Annotated in this window: 13 protein-coding genes; all 13 read left to right on the top strand. The window is 65.5% G+C overall.

From position 1 onward, the window contains the following. Positions 1-101 precede the first annotated feature (101 nt). Complete coding sequence (locus tag ACN0WF_RS05860; RefSeq protein WP_417772156.1) at positions 102-1,151, top strand: PhoH family protein; 1,050 nt, start codon at positions 102-104, stop codon at positions 1,149-1,151. Beyond that, positions 1,148-1,705, top strand: a complete 558-nt coding sequence (gene ybeY / locus ACN0WF_RS05865) for an rRNA maturation RNase YbeY (RefSeq protein WP_417771866.1) — start codon at positions 1,148-1,150, stop codon at positions 1,703-1,705. The genes ACN0WF_RS05860 and ybeY overlap by 4 nt, the downstream gene beginning before the upstream one ends. Before the next feature lie 190 nt (positions 1,706-1,895). After that, a complete protein-coding gene (locus ACN0WF_RS05870; RefSeq protein ID WP_417771867.1) occupies positions 1,896-2,855 on the top strand; it encodes a hemolysin family protein in 960 nt (319 codons plus the stop codon). 161 nt (positions 2,856-3,016) lie between these two features. Continuing rightward, a complete protein-coding gene (lnt, locus tag ACN0WF_RS05875) occupies positions 3,017-4,669 on the top strand; it encodes an apolipoprotein N-acyltransferase (RefSeq protein WP_417771868.1) in 1,653 nt (550 codons plus the stop codon). Positions 4,670-4,876: 207 nt separating this feature from the next. Continuing rightward, positions 4,877-5,284 carry a helix-turn-helix domain-containing protein gene (locus ACN0WF_RS05880; protein ID WP_417771869.1) on the top strand — a complete coding sequence of 136 codons (408 nt, stop codon included), beginning with the start codon at positions 4,877-4,879 and terminating at the stop codon, positions 5,282-5,284. 400 nt (positions 5,285-5,684) lie between these two features. Continuing rightward, positions 5,685-6,857, top strand: coding sequence for a methionine adenosyltransferase (metK, locus tag ACN0WF_RS05885; RefSeq protein ID WP_417771870.1), 1,173 nt, complete (start codon positions 5,685-5,687; stop codon positions 6,855-6,857). A 144-nt stretch (positions 6,858-7,001) separates the two neighbouring features. Beyond that, complete coding sequence (gene trmB / locus ACN0WF_RS05890; RefSeq protein WP_417771871.1) at positions 7,002-7,688, top strand: tRNA (guanine(46)-N(7))-methyltransferase TrmB; 687 nt, start codon at positions 7,002-7,004, stop codon at positions 7,686-7,688. 278 nt (positions 7,689-7,966) lie between these two features. Next, on the top strand, positions 7,967-8,569 hold the full coding sequence (rimP, locus tag ACN0WF_RS05895) for a ribosome maturation factor RimP (protein WP_417771872.1): 603 nt from the start codon (positions 7,967-7,969) through the stop codon (positions 8,567-8,569). A gap of 110 nt (positions 8,570-8,679) precedes the next feature. Then, a complete protein-coding gene (gene nusA / locus ACN0WF_RS05900) occupies positions 8,680-10,335 on the top strand; it encodes a transcription termination factor NusA (protein ID WP_417771873.1) in 1,656 nt (551 codons plus the stop codon). A gap of 176 nt (positions 10,336-10,511) precedes the next feature. Further along, complete coding sequence (locus tag ACN0WF_RS05905) at positions 10,512-11,174, top strand: RNA-binding protein (protein ID WP_417771874.1); 663 nt, start codon at positions 10,512-10,514, stop codon at positions 11,172-11,174. Positions 11,175-11,181: 7 nt separating this feature from the next. Then, positions 11,182-13,845, top strand: coding sequence for a translation initiation factor IF-2 (gene infB, locus ACN0WF_RS05910; RefSeq protein ID WP_417771875.1), 2,664 nt, complete (start codon positions 11,182-11,184; stop codon positions 13,843-13,845). 129 nt (positions 13,846-13,974) lie between these two features. Then, positions 13,975-14,409 carry a 30S ribosome-binding factor RbfA gene (gene rbfA, locus ACN0WF_RS05915; protein ID WP_417771876.1) on the top strand — a complete coding sequence of 145 codons (435 nt, stop codon included), beginning with the start codon at positions 13,975-13,977 and terminating at the stop codon, positions 14,407-14,409. A gap of 1 nt (position 14,410) precedes the next feature. Beyond that, the gene (gene truB / locus ACN0WF_RS05920; protein WP_417771877.1) at positions 14,411-15,355 is read left to right on the top strand and encodes a tRNA pseudouridine(55) synthase TruB; all 945 of its coding nucleotides are present in this window, start codon (positions 14,411-14,413) and stop codon (positions 15,353-15,355) included. Positions 15,356-15,366: the final 11 nt, after the last annotated feature.

Genomic DNA, 15,366 nt, shown 5'->3' on the forward strand with positions numbered 1-15,366 from the left:
GGCGGGGCGTCAGGAGACAGGATGTCAGGAGAAGCCGTTTGACCGGCGACAGCCGGACCCCCAGCCGGAACGGCAACCGCGACGCGGTTCCCGCCTCCGACATGACGCATGTCGTGCTGGCCTTCGACGACAATCGTCTTGTCGGCGATCTCTTCGGCCAGTTCGACCAGAACCTCGCGCTGATCGAGCAACGGCTCGGCGTGGACGCGGTGGCCCGTGGCAATCAGGTGATCATCAAGGGACGGCATTCCGGCTGCGAGCAGGCTCGCCGCGCGCTGGAGGCGCTTTACGCGCGTCTGCAGCAAGGGCAGGAGCTGCATCCGGGTGACGTCGAAGGCGCGCTGCGGATGGCGGCGGCAGAGGAGGCGCAACTGGATCTCCCGACCTTCGAGCGGCGGTCGCATCTCGCGTTCGCCCAGATCTCGACCCGGCGCAAGACGGTGCTCGCACGCACCCCGGCGCAGGATGCCTACATTCGCGCGATGGACCGTTGCGACCTGACGTTCGGCGTCGGTCCGGCGGGCACAGGCAAGACCTTCCTGGCGGTTGCCTATGCGGCCGCACTTCTGGAGCGCGGAGATGTCGCGCGCCTGATCCTGTCGCGACCGGCGGTCGAGGCGGGCGAGCGGCTCGGCTTCCTGCCTGGTGACCTGAAGGAGAAGATCGATCCGTACCTGCGCCCGCTCTACGACGCTCTCTACGAGATGATGCCGGCGGAAAAGGTCGAGCGCGGCTTGCAGTCGGGCATGATCGAGGTCGCGCCGCTGGCCTTCATGCGCGGGCGCACGCTCTCCAACGCGGCGGTGATCCTCGACGAGGCGCAGAACACCACCTCGATGCAGATGAAGATGTTCCTGACCCGTCTCGGCGAGAATTCGCGGATGATCATCACCGGCGATCCGAGCCAGGTTGACCTGCCGCCCGGGCAGATTTCCGGTCTGCGCGAGGCGCTGGGCCTTCTGGAAGGCGTCGAGGGTGTGGCGACGGTGCGCTTTTCCGACGTCGACGTCGTTCGTCACGAGCTTGTGGCGCGTATCGTGCGGGCCTATGACGCGGCCGGTCGCGAGGCTTCGGAGCGGGCGGAAGCGGCGGCTGCAGGCGGCAATGTTCCGGCGCAACCCGAGCGGCGTCCGCGGGAGCCGCGCGCATGAACCCTGCCCGGGAAACGGAATCCGACGTGACGCTTCCCGAGATCGATCTCGCCATCGAGGCCGATGGATGGGGCGACGAGGACGAACTTGAGGCGCTCGTCGCGCGCGCGGTTGCCGCCGCGTGCCGGATCGCGGCGCTCCGGTTGCTGCCGGGGGCTGAGCTCTCGGTGGTGCTTGCCGACGATTCCCGCGTGCGCGAGCTCAATCGCGAGTGGCGGGGCAAGGACACGGCGACCAACGTTCTGTCCTTCCCGGGTGGAGACGAAGACAAGCCTCCCTATGGCCCGTTGCTCGGGGATCTCATTCTGGCGCGCGAGACGGTCGTGCGCGAGGCGGGGGAGATGGATCTCGCCTTTTTCGATCATCTGACGCATCTTGTGGTGCACGGGTTCCTTCACCTTTTCGGTTACGATCACCACATGGATGACGAAGCCGAGGAGATGGAAGATCTCGAGAGGCGGATTCTCGCGACGCTTGGCATCGCGGACCCCTATCTCGATCCGCCCGGCACCGATGATGACATGGAGAACAGGTTCCCCGGCCGTGCCGGGTGACAAATACGAGATGAACGACTCCGAGGCCCGAAGTTCCGAGACTTCTTCCGCTCCCCGTCAGACGGGAGGCGAAGCCGCCCCCGGCGAAGAGACCGCCACAGATCCGGCCAGTCCAGCGCGGCGACGGACGGATCCCTTTTCACTTGCGCCGTTCCGCCTTTTCAGGGAATGGCGGAGACGTGTGCTCGCCATGGTGCGCGGGCTCGTCGTGTCCCGGCGCTACGGTCCCGCGTCACTGCGCCAGAACCTTCAGGACGAGCTTGCCCGTGATGCCGGGCCGAGCACCAGCTTCACGCCTGAAGAGCGGATTCTGCTGTCCAACATCCTGCGTCTGCGCGAGCTGCGCGTGGATGACGTCATGGTTCCGCGCGCCGACATCGATGCGGTCGAGGACACGGTCTCGCTCGGTCGGCTGATGGATGTATTCCGCGAGTCCGGCCATTCGCGCATGCCGGTCTATCGCGAGGGTCTCGACGATCCGCGCGGTATGGTCCACATCAAGGATCTGGTGGCCTATTTCTACGCGCGTTCGACCAATGGCACGCCGCGCGAGACGGAGGCCGGGTCGAACAGCGAGATCGACCTGGATCTGTCGCAGGTGGATCTTTCCACCCCGCTTTCCGAGGCCGGGATCATTCGCTCCGTGCTTTTCGTGCCCCCCTCCATGCCCGCGACGGATCTGATGACCCGCATGCAGGCCGACCGCGTTCAGATGGCCCTGGTCATTGACGAATATGGCGGAACGGAAGGTCTCGTTTCGCTCGAGGACATCGTCGAGACGGTCTTTGGCGACATCGAGGATGAGCACGACGAGGACGAGGAGGCGATGATCGAAAAGTCCGGCGACGGCATCTGGACCGCCGATCCGCGCGTGCCGATCGAGGAGGTCGAGGAGGCGCTCGGCACCGATTTCCAGCTTGGCGACCTTGCCGAGGAAGTCGATACGCTCGGTGGCCTCGTCTTCTCGCTGGTCGGGCGCGTTCCGGTGCGCGGCGAGCTTCTCGCCGCCCGCGAACTGCCGGGCTATGAGTTCGAGGTTCTCGATGCCGACCCGCGTCGCATCAAGCGCCTGCGGATCCGCGCCCGCCGGCCCGAGGCTCGTGGCGTGGACGCACGCCGGCGGGTGCGCCGACCCGATGCTGCCTCCTGAGAGCGCTGAAGCGGCAACGCCGGGCGGGCTGACCGCCGGTTCCGCAATGCGCGGCTCTTGACCCTGGAAGCGCTGGCGAGGATCGTCCGTGAACGCGCGGGCGATTCGTTTTGGCCGGGCCTGGCGGGACCCCGCTCGTCGCGCCGCATGGCGGATGCCGCATGAGCGGTCGCGCCGGTGCGCATGGCGCGCAACCAACAGGAGCTGCGGCAGTGCTGCGAGTGGCGCAGGTGTTTCTTCTTGCCGACGGCTGGCGTCGGTGGCTTCTGTCCCTTCTGCTTGGCGCGCTGTCCGCGCTTGCCATGCCGCCGGTCGGCGCCTTTCCCGTCCTTGCCGTCTCTTTCCCGGGCCTTGTCTGGCTCATCGATGGTGCCATGCAGGTTGGCGGCCCGCGCCGGGCAAGGTTCAGGCCTGCGCTGGCCATCGGCTGGTGGTTTGGCTTTGGCTTTCATCTGGCCGGCCTTTGGTGGATCGGTCGCGCCTTTTTGGTGGAAGCCGACGTCTTCGCCTGGATGATCCCGCTCGCGGTTGTCGCCCTGCCGGCCGGGCTGGCGCTGTTCACCGGGCTCTCGGTTGCGGTCGCCGGTCTGTTCTGGCGTGATGGCTGGGACAGGATGCTGGTGCTTGCGCTGTCGCTTGCCTGCGGCGACTGGCTGCGCGGCCATGTGCTGACGGGGTTCCCCTGGAACGTTTGGGCTCACGCATTCGCGGGCGTCACGGCGCTGGCCCAACCGGTTTCCGTGATCGGCCTCTACGGGCTCTGCTTTGTCGTCGCCCTGATCTTTTGCGGCCTGGCCGGTCTTGCAGATGGCTCCCGCGGCGGTCGTCGCATGGCTGTGTTTTCCATCTCGCTCTTCATCGCGGTCGCGGGGCTGGGCGCTGCCCGTCTCGCGCTGAGGCAGGTGCCGGAACCGCAGCCCGTGGCGCTGCGCCTCGTTCAGCCTTCCATTCCGCAGGAAGAGAAGTGGTTGCCGGAAAACCGCGCCCGCGTCTTCGAGACCTATCTGGAGATGAGCCGCGCGCCCTGGCGCGACGAGCTGGGGGAGAGTGGAACGGACACGTTGCCGCGCCTCGTCATCTGGCCGGAGTCCGCGCTTCCCTTCCTGCTGACGGAAACCCCCGACGCGCTGGCGGCCATCGCCGCGCTGCTCGGCCCGCGCGACACGCTGGTGACCGGAGCAGTTCGCGCCAGTGTCGAGGACGGCGGTCGCGTTTTCTACAACAGCGTCTATGTGCTCGGCGGCGACGGCGAGATCCGTGACGCCTACGACAAGGTGCATCTGGTTCCCTTCGGAGAGTATCTGCCGCTCAAGCCCTGGCTCGAGGCGATCGGGCTCACCAAGCTTGTGCCGCTGCCCGGCGAATTCCGGGCCGGGTTCCGTCCGCGCCTTCTGGCTCCGGTCGAAGGTCCGTCGTTTCTGCCGATGATCTGCTACGAGGCGATTTTCCCCGTCGTTGCGGAAGGACTTCCCGAGCATCCGGGCTTTCTCCTCAACGTCACCAATGACGCATGGTTCGGGGAGACCGCCGGCCCCTACCAGCATTTCGCCTTGTCGCGAATGCGCGCGATCGAACAAGGGCTTCCGCTGGTCAGGGTTGCGAACACCGGGATTTCCGCGGTGGTGGATCCGCTCGGTCGGGTCATCGCGAGCCGCTCTCTCGGCGTCACGGACAGGATTGACATCCGCCTTCCCTCGGCAATGAAGCCGATAGCGTCGGAAATAATACGACAAAAGGCATTGTTAATTATCCTGATTCTTTCGCTTGGACTCCTTGTCGTGACGCGATACGTAGGGGATGCGCGTAATGATTGACGAGTCGACGCGCGGCACGGCATCATAACAACCGCATCCGCGCGTATCGTACAGCGGGTTGTAGTCTGTGAAACTGCCGTGAAGAAAACGTGCCGGCACCTCGTCGCCGGGGGGGTGGTGAACGCGCGTTGGCAGTTCTTTATTGATGTGACTAAATAAAAATAAGTCTGGTCACAGAAATCCCCGAAACCGGAAAGAAGACAAATAATGAGCAGCAAAAAAGCACCGAACCCCATCGATGTGCATGTTGGAAGTCGCGTTCGCCTGCGTCGCATGATGCTTGGCATGAGCCAGGAAAAGCTCGGCGAGGCTCTTGGAATTACATTTCAGCAGATTCAGAAGTATGAAAAGGGCACCAACCGGATTGGTGCAAGCCGGCTTCAGCATATCGCCACGATCCTGAAAGTGCCGGTCGCTTTCTTTTTCGAGGACGCTCCGGGAACGCCCGACGAAGCTGCCGGCTTCGGCGAGGCCAAGCCGGCCTCCTATGTTGTCGACTTTCTTTCCTCTTCGGAAGGCCTTTCGCTCAACAAGGCTTTTGTCCGCATCGAGGACGCCAAGGTTCGCCGCCGTGTGGTCGAGCTGGTTCGCGCGCTCGCCGGCGAAGAGGCCTGACCCACGCGGGGCGGCCTCGCGTTGGGAGCCTGAACCGATATCTCTCCGGCCGACCGGAAACAGGGCCGGCCGGAGCATGAGCGGTTGAACGGGGCGCGCATGCGCCCCTTGTCAATGATGTCGGTGTTTCATTTGCGCGTGGCGCGGCGTCCACTCCGGGTGGACGCGCCCGTTCGATCGAGCGAGATTTCCCGCCAGAAATAGGCTGAACCGCAATCGGCAATAGGCGTCCCGACACAATCGGGGGCTTTCGAGGATTTTTTTGCCATTCGCGGAGGCGGTTCGCTCGTGAACCCTCCGATCAACTTGACGAAGCCGCGCCTTCACTGGCATGTGTCGAGCCAGGCGTCGGGGTGATCCTGCCGCCTGTTTCGATTTCTTCCCAGAAGGACGGTTGAACGTGGCTCGTCAAAACTACCTTTTCACTTCCGAATCCGTTTCGGAGGGACACCCCGACAAGGTCTGCGACCGTATTTCCGATACGGTCGTCGACGCTTTTCTTTCCGAAATGCCGGAAGCGCGTGTTGCCTGCGAGACGCTGGCCACGACGAACCGCGTTGTGATCGCTGGCGAGACCCGCGGTCCCGCGTCGATCACCAATGAGTACATCGCGCATCTGGCGCGCATGGCGATCAGGGACATTGGCTACGAGCAGGAAGGCTTCCACTGGGAGAACTGCGACGTCAAGGTCTACCTGCACGCGCAGTCGGCGCATATTGCGCAGGGCGTCGATGCGGCCGACAACAAGGACGAGGGCGCGGGCGACCAGGGCATCATGTTCGGTTACGCCTGCCGTGAAACCCCGGAGCTGATGCCGGCGCCGATCTATTATTCGCACAAGATTCTCGAGATTCTCGCCGAGGCGCGCAAGTCCGGCAAGGAGCCTGTTCTCGGTCCGGATGCCAAGAGCCAGGTCACTGTTCGCTACGAGAACGGCCTGCCGGTCGGAATCACTTCGATCGTGCTGTCGACGCAGCACCTTGACGGCAGCCTGTCTTCCGACGACATCCGCCAGATCGTCGAGCCCTACATCCGCACCGCCATTCCCGGCGGCTGGATCGGCGACGATACCGTATGGCACGTCAACCCCACCGGCGCGTTCGTGATCGGCGGACCCGACGGCGACGCGGGCCTCACGGGGCGCAAGATCATCGTCGACACCTACGGTGGCGCGGCTCCGCATGGCGGCGGCGCGTTCTCCGGCAAGGATCCGACGAAGGTCGACCGCTCGGCCGCCTATGCGGCGCGCTATCTGGCCAAGAACGTCGTTGCGGCCAATCTCGCCGACCGGTGCACCATCCAGCTTTCCTACGCCATCGGCGTCGCCGAGCCGCTGTCGGTCTATGTCGACCTGCACGGCACGGGAAATGTTGCCGAGGAGAAGCTCGAGCTTGCCGTTCGTGAGGTCATGAACCTGACGCCGCGTGGCATTCGCCAGCACCTCAGCCTCAATCGCCCGATCTACGCCCGCACCGCGGCCTACGGTCACTTCGGTCGTGAGCCGGAGGCCGATGGCGGCTTCTCCTGGGAGAAGATCGACCTGGTGCATGCCCTGCGCGACGCCGTTTCTTAAGCGCGCGGATACGAGAGACAGTCGCCCCGCCCGGCATGTGCCAGACGCATGTGCCGGGCGACGCTTTACGCATCGCCCGTACGCAGGCCCGTGGCCTCGCGCGGCCGGTGTAAGGCCGCGGGCGCATTTGGCGGACGTCACCCAATGACCGATCACACCAAGGGTTCCTTCTTCGGCAGGCGCGTCGGCAAGCCGTTGCGCGTCAACAGGCGAACCCAGTTCGATGCGGCGATCGCGCGCCTGAACGTCGATCTTTCCGCACCCGCCCCGGCGGACCTGCGGACCTTGTTCGAGGCTCCGGTTGGCTCGGTCTGGCTCGAGATCGGCTTCGGTGGTGGCGAGCATCTCCTGCATGAGGCCGGTCGGTTGGCCGACACCGGTTTCATTGGCGTCGAGCCGTTCGTCAACAGCCTTGCCAAGGCCGTGGTGGAGGTCGACGAGCAGGGGCTCGACAATGTGCGCGTCTTCGACGATGACGCGATCAAGCTGCTCGACTGGTTGCCGGCAGGCGCGCTCGACGGCATCTACCAGCTCTATCCGGATCCCTGGCCGAAGCGGCGGCACTGGAAGCGCCGCTTCGTAAATCCGACCAACATCGACCGGTTCGCGCGCGTGCTGAAGCCGGGCGCGGTCTACCGTTTCGCCAGCGACATCGACACGTATGTCGACTGGGCGCTCGCCCGGTTCGCTGCCCGGGACGATTTCGACTGGACGGCTGAGAAGGCCGCCGACTGGCGTGAGCCATGGCAGCCCTGGTCCGGTACGCGCTACGAGGAAAAGGCCTTCCGTGAAGGCCGGCGCGGCCACTACCTCGAGTTTCGCCGGCGTTGATCCGGCCTCGATATGCCGTCGCGAACGGGGCGTCCGCCGCCATGCCCGGCAAAGGGCACGGCGCGGGCCGTGGTGCGCGGGGCGGTGGAATCTTCTTGCTTTGGCGGCCCTCATCGCTATAGTCGGAAGCATTCAATCTCTATGGCTCGCGTGAGCAGTACGAGAGTGGGCCCCGCAAGGACCCGCTCTTTTTGTTTTGGACGAGCCGACAGACGGTCCGGCGTGCGTTCCAGGGGGATCCACCTCGGGGAACCGGGACCAAGAGTTAAGAGGAACGGGTGCAGGAACGGGAAACGCGGATCGTACGAGAGAACGGACTTGAGGCGCGGATCGCGGCGATGGTCGAGCCGGCCATTACCGATCTCGGCTTCCGCCTTGTGCGCATCAAGCTGTCCGGCCTTAATGGCCTGACCCTCCAGCTCATGGCCGAGCGGCCCGACGGAACCATGACCGTCGACGATTGCGAGAGCGTCAGTCGCGCCATCACTCCGGTGCTCGACGTCGAGGATCCGATCAACCAGGAATACCATCTGGAGGTCTCCTCGCCGGGCGTCGACCGGCCGCTGGTGCGGCCCGAGGATTTTCGGCGCTGGCGCGGTCATCTGGTCAAGCTCGAGCTTGAGGTTCCCCTCGATGGCCGCAAGCGCTTTCGTGGCGAGATCCGCGGTGTCGAGGATGGCAATCTGGTTCTGCGGCTCGAGGATCTGCCCGATGACGGTGTGCCGGACGTGCGCCTTTCCTTTGCGGATATGGCTGAAGCGCGCCTGGTCATGACCGACGCGCTGGTCGAGGCTGCCCTGAAGGCCGAGAAATCCGCGCGGCGCAAGGCCAAGAAGGCTCCCAAGGGCGTAGATGCCGGGGATGATATCGGCGGCGATTGAGCTGCCTTTGCGCCGGTTTCGGCCGGCGAGAAACATGAAGTGGCGCCGGATCCATCCGGCAAAGGCCAAGGACATGCGCCGGAAGGACGGCGCCAGAGGAGTGGACTGGGATGGCAATCAGTGCGAACCGGCTCGAGCTTCTGCAGATCGCGGACGCTGTGGCGCGCGAGAAGACGATCGACCGGAGCATCGTCATCGCGGCGATGGAGGACGCGATCCAGAAAGCCGCGCGTTCCCGCTACGGTTCCGAGACCGAGGTCCGCGCCGAGATCAACGCGCGCACCGGCGAGATCAAGCTGCAGCGTCTGCTCCTGGTCGTCGATGAGGTCGAGAACACCTCGACCGAGATCGGCATGAAGGATGCGCTGGTGCGCAACCCCGCTGCCCAGCTTGGCGACTTCATCGCCGAGCCGCTGCCGCCGCTCGACTTCGGCCGCATTGCCGCTCAGTCGGCCAAGCAGGTGATCGTGCAGAAGGTCCGCGAGGCGGAGCGCGATCGCCAGTACGACGAGTTCAAGGATCGCATCGGCGAAATCGTCAATGGCGTCGTCAAGCGCGTCGAGTACGGCAATGTGATCGTCGATCTCGGTCGCGGCGAGGCGATTGTCCGGCGCGACGAGCTGATCCCGCGCGAGCAGTTCCGCACCGGTGACCGCGTGCGTGCCTATATCTACGACGTGCGCCGGGAGCAGCGTGGCCCGCAGATCTTCCTGTCACGCACCCATCCGCAGTTCATGGCGAAGCTCTTCGCTCAGGAAGTGCCGGAGATCTACGACAATGTCATCGAGATCCGGGCGGTTGCCCGTGATCCGGGTTCGCGCGCCAAGATCGCCGTCATCTCCAAGGATAGCTCGATCGATCCTGTCGGCGCCTGCGTCGGCATGCGTGGCAGCCGCGTCCAGGCGGTGGTCGGCGAGCTTCAGGGCGAGAAGATCGACATCATTCCGTGGAGCGCGGACGAGGCGACGTTCATCGTCAATGCGCTGCAGCCGGCCGAGGTCGCCAAGGTGGTGGTCGACGAGGACGCGGAGCGCATCGAGGTTGTGGTTCCCGACGAGCAGCTGTCGCTCGCCATCGGCCGTCGCGGCCAGAATGTGCGTCTTGCCTCCCAGCTGACCGGCTGGGCAATCGACATCATGACGGAGCACGACGAGTCGGAGCGCCGCCAGAAGGAATTCGCCGAACGGACCCAGCTTTTCATGGATGCGCTCAACGTCGACGAGGTCGTCGGACAGCTGCTTGCGTCCGAAGGATTTGCCTCCGTCGAGGAAGTGGCGTATGTCGAACGCGACGAGGTGGCCTCCATCGAGGGCTTCGACGGAGATACGGCCGACGAGATCCAGGCGCGCGCACGCGAATATCTGGAAGAGGTCGAGGCAAAGCTCGACGGCGAGCGCCGCGAGCTGGGTGTTTCCGATGACCTTCGCGCCATCCCGGGGCTGACGACCGCCATGCTGGTGGCGCTCGGCAAGGACGAGATCCGGACGGTGGAAGATCTTGCGGGATGTGCCACCGACGATTTGACCGGCTGGACCGAGCGCGCCAATGGCGAGGTGCAGCGTCACGAGGGTGCCCTGAGCGCCCATGACGTTTCCCGCGCCGACGCCGAGGCCATGATCATGGCTGCGCGTGTCGCGGCGGGCTGGATCAGCCCGGAAGAGCTGGAGCCGGAGGTCGAGGAGACCGACGGGGACAGCGAGGCGGACGAAGCGGGTGAGGACGAGGCCGAGGGCGTCGTCGCAACCGGGGTCGTTCACGAGGTTTGAGCGCATCTCGCGCCGGCTTTCCCGCTCAGGCGGGGCGGACTGGCGCGCGGGCCGACGACATCATGGCCGCGCGGTGCGGGCGGAGGGGGGATCCTTCCGCAAGTGCCGGCGTGGTGATCGAACAAGGGGCTTGATGCGCTGTGCCCGACGGGCGCGCGCCGCCCCGGAGTGGCGCGGTGCCGAAGCGAAACGAGCCGTTGGAACGAAGCTGCGCGGTGTCGCGCCAGGTGCGTCCGGTGGCGGATCTGATCCGCTTCGTTGCGGCGCCCGACGGAACGATCGTGGCGGACCTGCGTCGCCGGCTTCCCGGCCGTGGCGTTTGGGTTACGGCTGATCGGGCAAGCGTCGAGATGGCGCAGAAGAAAAAGGTTTTCGCGCGCGCCCTCAAGGACAGCGGCGTGCGCGTCGAGGGCGATCTGGCCGAGGAGGTCGAGCGCCTTCTGGAGCGGGCCGCGCTGGATGCGCTGTCTTTCGCGCGCAAGGCGGGTGAGGTCGTGGCGGGGTTCGCTAAGGTCGAGGCTGTGTTGCGCGGCGAAAAAGTGATCGGGCTCGTTCATGCCGCCGGCGGCGGCGAGGATGGAGCCAGCAAGCTCGCGTCGATTGCGCGGGCACGTTTTTCCGATACCGGCGGGTGCCGGCTGATCGGTTGTTTTGCATCGACTCAATTGGATTTGGCATTGGGTCGGTCAAATGTGATACATGCTGCACTGCTTGCAGGTCGAGCAGGCGAGAACGCGCTTGCCCGGATCGCAGATCTGGAGCGGTTCCGCGCCGGTTTTCCGGCCGGCTTCCTAGAGGCGTCAGGTAGCGGTGTAAGTGATGCGGTGACCCAGGACTGAAGGCGATATGAGCGAAACGAAGAATCCCGGCGACAAGACGATCAGTATGGAGCGCAAGACACTGGGCCTGAAACGCTCCGGCGTTGAACAGGGCACAGTGCGTCAGAGCTTCTCCCATGGGCGCAGCAAGGCGGTTGTGGTCGAGAAGAAGAAGCGCCGCGTCGTTGTGCCGGGCGAGACTTCCAAGACCGAAGTCGAGGCGCCGCAGCCCCAGCCGCAGCAGCCCTCCACGGCTTCCCGTGAGCGGCGTCAGGCCGATGCGGCCCCGGCGCGTCAGGCTGCGTCCGGTCAGCGTCCGCGCGGCAATATCCTGCGCACTTTGACCCAGGACGAGGCTGCTGCCCGCCAGGTGGCTCTGCGTGAAGCGCAGGTCCGCGAGGTCGAGGATCAGAAGCGGCGCGCCGAGGAAGAGGTTCGTCGTCGCGAGGAAGAAGCCAAGCGCAAGGCCGAGGCCGAGGAGCGTGCGCGTCTGGAGGCCGAGGAGGCCGCCCGTCGTGCTGCCGAGGAGGCCGCGCGTCCGCAGGTCGAAGAGCCGCGCGAAAAGGTTTCCGCCGCCGATGCAGCGGCCGCGCTGGGTGCTGTCGTGTCCGACAGCGGCAATGCCGAGCAAGGTGGACAGGCGCCGCGCGCCGATGCGCGCCCGGCCCCCGCCCGCAAGCCCGGTGCCGGCGCAGCAGCGCCTGCCGGTGATGATCGCAAGACCGTCAGCAAGGCGCCGAAGCGCGCGAAGGCTGTCACTCCCGAGCGTACGCCGTCCCCGGCGCGCGGTGCCGGCGACGACCGTCGCCGCTCGAAGCTGACGATCTCGTCGGCGACCGGCGATCAGGATGGGCGCAGCCGTTCGCTCGCCTCACTGCGTCGTCGCCGCGAGAAGGAGCGTCGCTCAGGCCAGCAGGTGGCGCGCGAGAAGATCTCCCGTGAGGTGGTTCTTCCCGAGGCGATCACCATTCAGGATCTCGCCAATCGTATGGCCGAGCGCTCCGTCGACGTCATCAAGCTGCTCATGAAGCAGGGTCAGATGATGAAGATCAACGACGTGATCGACGCCGACACGGCCGAGCTGATCGCCGAGGAGATGGGCCACAAGGTCAAGCGTGTCTCGGAGGCGGATGTCGAGGACGGACTGTTCTCGCTGGCTGATGCCGATGAGACGCTGGTCCAGCGCCCACCGGTCGTCACGATCATGGGTCACGTCGACCACGGCAAGACCTCGCTGCTTGACGCGCTGCGTCGCTCCAAGGTCGTGCAGGGCGAGGCCGGTGGCATCACCCAGCATATCGGTGCCTATCAGGTCGAGCGGAACGGTCAGAAGATCACCTTCATCGACACCCCGGGTCACGCTGCCTTTACGCAGATGCGTGCCCGTGGCGCGAAGGCGACGGATATCGTCATCCTGGTGGTTGCCGCCGATGACGGCGTGATGCCGCAGACCCGCGAGGCAATCAGCCACGCCAAGGCTGCCGGCGTGCCGATCATCGTTGCCATCAACAAGATGGACAAGCCGGGCGCCGATCCGACCAAGGTCCGCACGGAGCTTCTGCGCGACGAGATCGTCGTGGAATCGATGGGCGGTGACGTCATCGAGGTCGAGGTCTCGGCACTCAAGGGTACCAATCTCGACAAGCTGCTCGAGATGATCCTGCTTCAGTCCGAGGTTCTCGAGCTGAAGGCCAATCCGGATCGCACTGCCGAGGGCATCGTCATCGAGGCCCAGCTCGACAAGGGTCGCGGCCCGGTCGCAACGGTGCTGGTTCAGAAGGGCACGCTCAAGGTCGGCGACATCCTCGTGGCCGGCTCCGAGTGGGGCCGCGTTCGCGCCATGCTCGACGAGAACAGCCAGCAGCAGAAGGAAGCCGGCCCGTCCAAGCCGGTCGAGGTCCTCGGCTTCAACGGCACCCCGGCGGCCGGCGACATGGTCGCCGTCGTTGAGAACGAGGCCCGTGCCCGCGAGATCGTCGATTATCGCCAGCGTCTGCTGCGCGAGAAGACCAGCGTGCGCGAACTCGGCGCCCGCGGCTCGCTCGAGCAGATGATGAACCGCCTGCAGGAAACCGGTCACAAGGAGTTCCCGCTCCTGATCAAGGCCGACGTGCAGGGCTCGGCCGAAGCCATCGTCGGAGCGCTCGACGCGCTTGGTACCGACGAGGTCAAGGCCCGCATCATCCATTCGGGTGTTGGCGGCATCACCGAGAGCGACGTGACGCTTGCCACGGCCTCCAATGCCCCGATCATCGGCTTTAACATCCGCGCCAACAAGCAGGCGCGCGATGCGGCCGAGCGTGAGGGCATCGAGATCCGCTACTACAACATCATCTACGATCTCGTGGATGACGTTAAGGCAGCCATGTCCGGCCTTCTGTCGCCGGAGCGTCGCGAGACCTTCCTCGGCAACGCGGAAGTGCGCGAGATCTTCAACATCACCAAGGTCGGCAAGGTCGCCGGCTGCCTCGTCACCGAGGGCACTGTCGAGCGTGGCGCGGAAGTGCGCCTCATCCGCGACGATGTGGTGATCCACGAAGGCAAGCTCGGCACGCTGAAGCGCTTCAAGGACGAGGTGAAGGAAGTTCAGTCCGGCCAGGAATGTGGCATGAACTTCGTCGGCTACCAGGACATGCGTCCCGGCGACGTCATCGAGTGCTACCGGGTCGAAGAGGTGGCCCGCACGCTGTAACCACGGCGGCGCGAAATCTGACAGGCGCCGGCGGGTCTTCTCCCGCCGGTTTTGCCGTTTGGCCGGGGCGTTTCGCGCCGGTCAGGCGGCTCCGCCGCTTCGCCCCGACCTCACGCCTGGATCTTACCCATGTCGAATTCGAACCGGACACCGGCCGGAATGCCTTCGCAGCGCCAGTTGCGCGTCGGCGAGCTTGTGCGCAAGGAAGTCTCCGACATCCTGTCGCGCGGCACGCTTGCGGATCCCGTCCTCGACGGCACCATCATCTCCGTGCCGGAAGTGCGCATGACGCCGGACCTGCGTCTGGCGAGCTGCCTCGTCATGCCGCTTGGTGGCAAGGACGGCGACAAGGTGGTGGAGGCGCTGAACCGCAGCGCTCGTGTCATTCGCCGCGACCTCGCACGCCGGATGACCATGAAGTTCCTTCCCGACCTGCGGTTCGTTCTCGACACCCGTTTCGACGACGACGACCGGATCACCACGCTGCTGAATCGCGACGACGTGCGCCGCGATATCGACGCGGACGAGGCCGGCGACGGTTCCGAGACCGACGACCGGACCTGACATGGCTCGACGCAGGAAAGCGAACCGCAACCGCATCGACGGCTGGCTGGTGCTCGACAAGCCCGTCGGCCTGTCGTCCAACGATGCGCTGACGCGGCTGAAGAAGATCTTTCATCCCGAGAAGGTTGGACACGCGGGCACGCTGGATCCGCTCGCCTCTGGCTGTCTGCCGATTGCCTTCGGCGAGGCGACGAAGACCGTTTCCTTCGCCATGGACGGCCGAAAGGTCTACCGCTTCACCGTGCGCTGGGGCGAGGCGACGGCGACAGACGACACCGAGGGCGACGTGATTGCCACGTCCCCGGTGCGCCCTGACGCAGCCGCCATCCGCGCCGTTCTGCCCGAATTCACCGGAACGATCGCGCAGGTGCCGCCAAAATACTCCGCCATCAAGGTCGACGGCGCGCGCGCCTATGACCTGGCCCGTGGCGGCGAGGAGGTCGAGCTTGCTGCGCGCGAGATCGACGTCCACCGGCTGGATCTCGTCGACTGCCCGGATACCGACCATGCCGTTCTCGAGGCGGAATGCGGCAAGGGGACCTACGTTCGCTCGCTCGCCCGCGACATCGCCGAGCGTCTCGGCAGCCGCGGACACGTGAGCGAATTGCGGCGTCTCCTCGTCGGCCCCTTCGGCGAGGATGACATGATTCCGCTGGAAACTCTGGAGGAGTTGGGGCAATGTGCGCCCGGCGAGGGCCTCGACGAGGACCACGCACGCTTCATCATGCCTGTTCAGACCGCGCTGGACGACATCCCGGCGCTGGCCGTGAGCAGGCAGGATGCCGCCCGTCTCCGACAGGGGCAGGGCGTATTGCTGCGCGGGCGCGATGCCCCCGTGTTTACCGGGCCGGTCTCGGTCACGGCTCAAGGCGAGCTGGTGGCCATTGGCGAGGTGGAACGCGGGGAACTCCTGCCCAGGCGCGTTTTTAATCTCGCGGACCTTTGAGGATCCGTGAC

This window comes from Stappia sp. (genome assembly GCF_048268045.1).
GTDB lineage: Bacteria > Pseudomonadota > Alphaproteobacteria > Rhizobiales > Stappiaceae > Stappia.

Bases quoted from the DNA above. Each gene is read 5' to 3' on its own strand.
- ACN0WF_RS05870 (WP_417771867.1), top strand. From the start codon at position 1,896: ATGGTGCGCGGGCTCGTCGTGTCCCGGCGCTACGGTCCCGCGTCACTG.
- truB (WP_417771877.1), top strand. From the start codon at position 14,411: ATGGCTCGACGCAGGAAAGCGAACCGCAACCGCATCGACGGCTGGCTG.
- lnt (WP_417771868.1), top strand. From the start codon at position 3,017: ATGAGCGGTCGCGCCGGTGCGCATGGCGCGCAACCAACAGGAGCTGCG.
- ybeY (WP_417771866.1), top strand. From the start codon at position 1,148: ATGAACCCTGCCCGGGAAACGGAATCCGACGTGACGCTTCCCGAGATC.
- infB (WP_417771875.1), top strand. From the start codon at position 11,182: ATGAGCGAAACGAAGAATCCCGGCGACAAGACGATCAGTATGGAGCGC.
- nusA (WP_417771873.1), top strand. From the start codon at position 8,680: ATGGCAATCAGTGCGAACCGGCTCGAGCTTCTGCAGATCGCGGACGCT.
- trmB (WP_417771871.1), top strand. From the start codon at position 7,002: ATGACCGATCACACCAAGGGTTCCTTCTTCGGCAGGCGCGTCGGCAAG.
- ACN0WF_RS05860 (WP_417772156.1), top strand. From the start codon at position 102: ATGACGCATGTCGTGCTGGCCTTCGACGACAATCGTCTTGTCGGCGAT.
- rbfA (WP_417771876.1), top strand. From the start codon at position 13,975: ATGTCGAATTCGAACCGGACACCGGCCGGAATGCCTTCGCAGCGCCAG.
- ACN0WF_RS05880 (WP_417771869.1), top strand. From the start codon at position 4,877: ATGAGCAGCAAAAAAGCACCGAACCCCATCGATGTGCATGTTGGAAGT.